General features: G+C 40.7%; 5 protein-coding genes. 2 read left to right on the top strand and 3 right to left on the bottom strand.

The window, feature by feature from the left end:
* Window positions 1-388 precede the first annotated feature (388 nt).
* On the bottom strand, window positions 389-1159 hold the full coding sequence (locus OGM63_RS06360) for a Crp/Fnr family transcriptional regulator (protein ID WP_318528413.1): 771 nt from the start codon (window positions 1157-1159) through the stop codon (window positions 389-391).
* A complete protein-coding gene (locus OGM63_RS06355; RefSeq protein WP_263744658.1) occupies window positions 1098-2507 on the bottom strand; it encodes an amidase in 1410 nt (469 codons plus the stop codon). The genes OGM63_RS06360 and OGM63_RS06355 overlap by 62 nt, the downstream gene beginning before the upstream one ends.
* 238 nt (window positions 2508-2745) lie before the next feature.
* Here OGM63_RS06355 and OGM63_RS06350 point away from each other — a divergent pair, with 238 nt between their 5' ends.
* Both OGM63_RS06350 and OGM63_RS06345 read left to right on the top strand, forming a co-directional pair.
* Window positions 2746-4266, top strand: a complete 1521-nt coding sequence (locus tag OGM63_RS06350) for a hypothetical protein (RefSeq protein ID WP_263744657.1) — start codon at window positions 2746-2748, stop codon at window positions 4264-4266.
* A 117-nt stretch (window positions 4267-4383) separates the two neighbouring features.
* Window positions 4384-4941, top strand: a complete 558-nt coding sequence (locus OGM63_RS06345; RefSeq protein ID WP_263744656.1) for a Uma2 family endonuclease — start codon at window positions 4384-4386, stop codon at window positions 4939-4941.
* Between the two features lie 156 nt (window positions 4942-5097).
* Here the strand turns inward: OGM63_RS06345 and map are convergent, their stop codons facing one another.
* Window positions 5098-5925 (bottom strand): type I methionyl aminopeptidase, encoded by an 828-nt coding sequence (gene map, locus OGM63_RS06340; RefSeq protein ID WP_263744655.1) that lies wholly within the window; start codon window positions 5923-5925, stop codon window positions 5098-5100.
* Between the last annotated feature and the right edge of the window lie 257 nt (window positions 5926-6182).

Raw genomic sequence — 6182 nt, 5'->3', positions numbered from 1 at the left:
GTAAAAGCCAGTTATATCACAATACGGTTCAGTTAAGGATTTTTGGTACTGATTTTTGACCTGTAGAGACGCGAAATTTCGCGTCTCTACACTCGGATTTTAGGCTTAACTGAACCGTATTGAGTTATATCATGTCTGTTTAATTAACACTGTCTGGCTTTAGAAAGCGCAATTCCGCGTTTAATAGCAATGTTTAAATAAATTGAAAACCCACAAGTTGGTCAAGAATGGCAAAAAGCGATCGCAGTTCTTTGTCTACCTCTAGTTGTGGCAGATCGTGAAGCAGAAAAATCGAAGAACCTAGTCTCATAATTATCTCCTAATAAACCCTCAAAGGAGAAACTATGTCACACAATCAAACCAATACAATTGCCGCAGCATCGACACTCTACTCTATATTTCCAGAAGCGATATCTTCGAGTTTATTAGCATCAAGTATCGTGATTTTGCCACCTCGACTGTAGGCAAGTGTTGGTTTGATACTTTTAATTAAACGCACGCATTCTTCATAAGTAATCCCGATAGTTCGTGCCATTTGATAATAAGATAACTTGAATTTTAAACTCTCACCCTCTGAACTTGATTCAGTGCCATATTCAGCGGCAAAATATTGAATTAATCTCGCTAAACGCACAATAGCTCTTTCGGAAACTAATCCGTGAACTATTTCATGCATTTGCTGAATCCGAGCATTAAAAACCATCAGTATCCGTAGGGCAATTTCGGGATTTTGCTGTATAACGTTAAGTAAAGCATTTCGCTCTACAGTTACAATTTCGCAATCAGATTCAACAGTCACAGTTGCGGGAGAAATGCCATTTCCTAACAATCCAGGGGCAGCAAACATTTCCCCGGCAAAAAGCGTGCGAAGAATCGTTTCTTTTCCGGTGTTTGCTGTTTTAGTGACTTGAATTGAGCCAGTCACAACAGTATATAATTTTGCTTGTAGGCGATCGCCTTCATGGAGGATAATCTCTCCTTTGCTGTAACGCTGCACGTTGGTGTGAGGTTGCAGATTTATTCGATCTTGCTTTTCTAAACCAGCAAAAATTATAATTTGCGAGAGTTGTTCTATTGTTGCCTGCATAGCGATCGCATTATGTCGCAAATGCTGGTGGATGCGATACCTGCGGTAAGACGGCTTCCAGTTGGGCTGCAAGGCTGATCAGAGTAGCTTCAGCCGCAGGTTTGCCGATTAACTGAACACTCATAGGTAAACCGTTATCATCAAAACCAACGGGAATAGCGATCGCTGGTTGTCCTGTAGCATTCGTGGGTGGACAAGGTGCAATCCAGTGTATAATTTTTTGGAATGTCTCTTCCGGACTCAAATTTGCCCATTCTCCAACGCGGATGGGTGAATGCAGATAAACTGGCAATACCAACACATCCACAGTGTCAAAAAACGCTAAAATTTGCCGCGACACCATTTGAAGAAGAAAAACTGCTTGCAGATATTCACCAGCCGAACCGGTTCGTGCTAATAAAAAGCGATTCACGGGTTGCAAAACTTCAGCCGGAATTCCCGATGCTGCCACGCTAGATTGCCACACAACTTGAAATGGTTCAATTAAAGCGCTGAAATCCGGGCATTGTTCTTCAACTGTATGACCGAGTTCTTCTAATAACTTAACTGTTTGCATCACAGCTTGCTGACACACTGCGTCAGCTTTTCCTAACGGAGCGATGCTAGTGGCAAAGGCAATTCGCAAAGCCCCGATTTTTTCTTTACTTGCAGTGAGAAATGATGGTTTGGGATCGGGCAACCAGTAAGGATCGCCGGTGACATAGCCAGACATGACATCTAAAAGAGCGGCTGCATCAGCGACTGTACGGGCTATGGGACCATTGGTAGCAATTCCACTGAGGCGATCGCCTGCTGGTGCATGAGACACCCTTCCACGGCTTGGCTTGATGCCCACCAAACCACAACAAGCCGCAGGACCGCGAATGGAACCACCACCATCAGAACCTTGAGCGATCGCAGACAATCCCGCTGCCAGTGCTGCTGCTGCCCCCCCACTGGAACCACCGGGAGTGTATTCCAAATTCCACGGATTTCTCGTTGGGGGAAAACCCGTAGGCTCTGTGTAAGGAAATGAACCTAATTCCGAAGTTGCCGTTTTCCCTAAAATAACAAACCCAGCCTCACGTATCCGCGTCACTATCCCATCATCATACTCAGCAATTTTATTCAACAACGCCGGATTCCCGTAGGTACAACAAACACCAGCTACTGGGTTCAGGTCTTTAATCGAAATTGGCACCCCAAAAAATGGTGGTAGGGATGAAGCTTCCCTGGGACTTCCAGACAACATTTCTGTTTTGGCTTTGGCATCAGATCGCGCACTCTCTGCCATTACCGTAAAATAACTTCCTAATTGCGGATCTAACCGCTGAATTCGTTCTAGATATAATTCCACCAACTCCAACGGTGACACTTGACGTTGACGAATTAATTCTGCTTGCTGCAATGCTGGGGTAAAAGCTAAGTCAATTTGATTCATGGGATAGAACCGAGGTAGTTTTATCTATTCGTACCATTTTCTCGGCAATTTTCACTTGTAACTTGTTATTTTCGCATAATTCCTGGGAACTTTAAATCTATAGCTAAGATTTGCAACTTCAAGATTCTTTAAGAATCAGCTAGCAAACTTTGACTGTTAATGTGGCTATAACCTCGCTTAGTAGCTGAAACTTTTAGTTTTTTACATCAACTTTAGGTAAACTCCACGCATCAAATTTATGGCGGACTTAAAAGAACTTATTAATGAACTTCCCAATCTTGCTGATAGTCTTAAACTAAGTGTTGGCGATGCTAATGACATCAGCCAGCAAGTCGCACACATTAGTAATGTTCAAGATAAATTAAAACAAATTCAAGAGGAGATTGAAGAAGAATTAGGTTGGGAAAAATTTAAGAATCAAGCAATGGGTGTGTTACCTTTTTTAGGCACAGTGGCAAGCGTTTTTATTCCTGGCGGTTTTTTAGTAGATGTTGCAATTGGAGCAGGTGCAGGATTTATTGCCGAAAAATTTGACAATTCAGAAACAGAATTAACCTTAAATGATTTACAACTAAAAATTGAAGACTGGGTTAACTGGGGTGAGTGGCTCAAGGAAACAGCAGAATATATTTTAAGCGATTCTGAAGTTATTAATAAAATAAATTCTCAGATAAAAAAATCCAGCTTACCTACTCAATTCCAAATAGTTGATGAAAGCTTAATGATTAACTTAGCCTTTGGTGAGCCTAAAATTATACAGCAGCAAATTCGGCAAATCATCCAGGCTCAGAAGGATTTATTGCAAGTACAGCAGAGATTGAATGATGTTATAAATTATATTGAAAATGGTCAAGATATATTAAAAATATTAGTAGGTATATCGGCTTTTTTTGGTAAATCTGGTTTCGCTTTAGAATGGTTTGACGATGAACATGGATTAATTATATCTAGCAATGGTCAATTTAAAGCCTTAGCAGATGTTATCGATGAGTGTGCCTTTTTAAAAGAAAAAACTACTGCTTTAATCGTACATGGTAATACTTTTAGAGGACAAGCAGAACAAGCGCTGAAAAATCTGGAAAACCAAAAGAAGAAAGTAGAAGCACCAAAAACTCAAACGATAATAGTACCGCAGACGTTAGAACAAAGATCAAAAAAATCAGCTAATATAAAACAGTCTATTTTGGTCATCGCTTCAAGTTTAGCAATCTTGGGTTTTGGTGGTTGGATGTGTCGGGACAAATTTCCACAACTTCAGCTTCAAAGCCTCAGTTTTAACCAGGAAGGAAATGTTGTAACAAATCTTCAATCTGCTCAAAAACTTGGCATGGAAGCAGCTGTTATGGTTCAAAATCCACCACATCCAATAGTAGTTTGGCAGCAAGCACTCTTAAAATGGCAGCAAGCGATAAACTTGTTAGAAAGTGTTTCTGAAGGGACATCAGTTTCTGCTCAAGCTCATAAGCAACTCGCTAACTATCGTGTTAACCATCATGCTATCAGCCAAAGACTTATGACTGAAAGTAAAGCAGCCGCAAACTTGGAATCTGCCCAAAAACTTGCAATGGAAGCTGCTGTTATGGTTCAAAATCCACCTCATCCAACAGAAGTTTGGCAGCAAGCATTCTTCAAATGGCAGCAGGCAATCAATCTATTAGAAGCTATTCCAGAAGGTACATTTGCCTCTGAAAAGGCTAAAGAAAAGCTTTCTGTTTATAAAACTAATTATGCTGCGATCGCTACAAGACTCAAATATTAAAAGGCAGATTATCAGCTATTTCAACTCTCCCCAAACTAAGTTCTGTTTTTTCTATTGTTTGAATACCGCAGACATTTTAAACAATTATTATAAAATACAAAAAAAGGGATAATGATTATGACCGCTACTAAAAACCGTTTGTGGACAGTGGAGGAATATCATCGGATGATAGATGCTGGGATTCTTACTCCCAATGACAAAGTTGAGCTTTTAGAAGGTCGCATCATCCAAATGAGTCCACAAAAACCACCCCATGCAGCTACAATTCAACGCAGCGATCGCTATCTGCAAAATCTATTCAGAGATAAAGCTGATATTCGTATACAACTACCCATCACTCTACCTACCTCAGAACCCGAACCAGATATCGCTGTTGTTCGCATTGATGCTGGTGCTTATAGCGACCATCACCCCAGTGCTGAAGATATCTTTTTGCTAATTGAAGTTGCTTATACTACAGTAACTTTTGACAGACAAGAAAAAGCTCCTATCTATGCTAAAGCTAATATACTTGAGTACTGGATTTTAGATATTGAAAAACGCCAAGTTTATATATACCGCAATCCAACTACATCAGGTTATAAAACGGAAATCATTCTTCAATTAAATGCAGCTTTAGCACCTTTAGCTTTTCCCGAAATTGAAATACCTTTTTCTGAATTATTTCTTTCTTAAGTAGTGAGGACTTCAGTCCTCATCTTATGACAGTAATAAAAACATCCGAACCTTAGTAGAGACGTTCCATTGGAACGTCTCTACAATCAGACGCAACGTCTCTACAATATGTATGATTTACTGGACATGAAATAAGGACGCGCATTCCTGACTACATTAAACTAGAGAACGGTCAGTTAAAATCTCATAGCCAGTATCCGTCACTAATACGGTATGCTCAAACTGAGCCGACAAAGAATTATCCACCGTGACAGCAGTCCAGCGATCGGATAAAGTCCGCGTCACCCTAGAACCTGCATTCAAAATTGGCTCAATAGCCAGCGTCATTCCTGCACGCAGCTTGACATTTGGCATTTCCCGTGTGCGGAAGTTGAAAACTGAAGGTTCTTCGTGCAAGTTGCGACCAACACCGTGTCCGGTGAAATCCTCAACTACACTAAAGCCATTACCTTTCACATGGTCTTCAATTGCTCCAGCAATATCTATGAGGTAATTTCCCGCTTTAACTTGTTCAATGCCTTTGAAAAGCGATTCTTCAGCGATGCGAATCAGTTTAGCAGCTTCTGGGGTTACATTACCCACGGCAATGGTAATGCAGGAGTCACCATGAAAACCTTGATAAAAAGCACCTGTATCTACTTTTAAAACATCCCCCAAACGGATGACTTTTTTGGGACTGGGGATACCATGTACAACTTCATTATTAATGCTGGAGCAGATAGAACCAGGAAAACCGTGATATCCTTTAAAGCTTGGTGTTGCACCCATTTCTCGGATGCGTTTTTCCGCATGAGCATCTAAGTCAGCAGTAGTCATTCCTGGCTGTACTAACTGAGAAATTTCTTTCAATACGGTAGCGACAATTTTTGCAGATTGTCGCATAATTTCAATTTCACGCAGCGATTTAATTTCAATTCCTCGGCGTTGTCGTTTGGAAACATTAGGCTGAGTTGATTGAGAAAGCAGGTTAGTGAAAATGTTCATAGGATATTAATAATTATTTAGGCTTTGGCGCTTAAGAGTCAATGATTTTTTTAGATTAGTTGAGAAACAATATCTATATTTAAGTTAGCTTATTTGGTAGTTAGTGGGAATTGGGCATTGGGCACGCTCGCATTGGGCATTGGGCAATTTCAGGAGGGGGAAAGGGCAAAGGGTAAAGAAGAAAGGGTAAGAAAGAAGAAATATTTGTCCCCTTGTCCCCCTTGTCCCCCTTGTCCCCCCTTTCCCCCTTTGCCCCC

It is taken from the genome of Plectonema radiosum NIES-515, assembly GCF_025753815.1.
GTDB lineage: Bacteria > Cyanobacteriota > Cyanobacteriia > Cyanobacteriales > Nostocaceae > Hassallia > Hassallia radiosum_A.
Note: the sequence above shows the minus strand (reverse complement) of the source record. Positions and strands in the feature narration are given on the sequence as shown.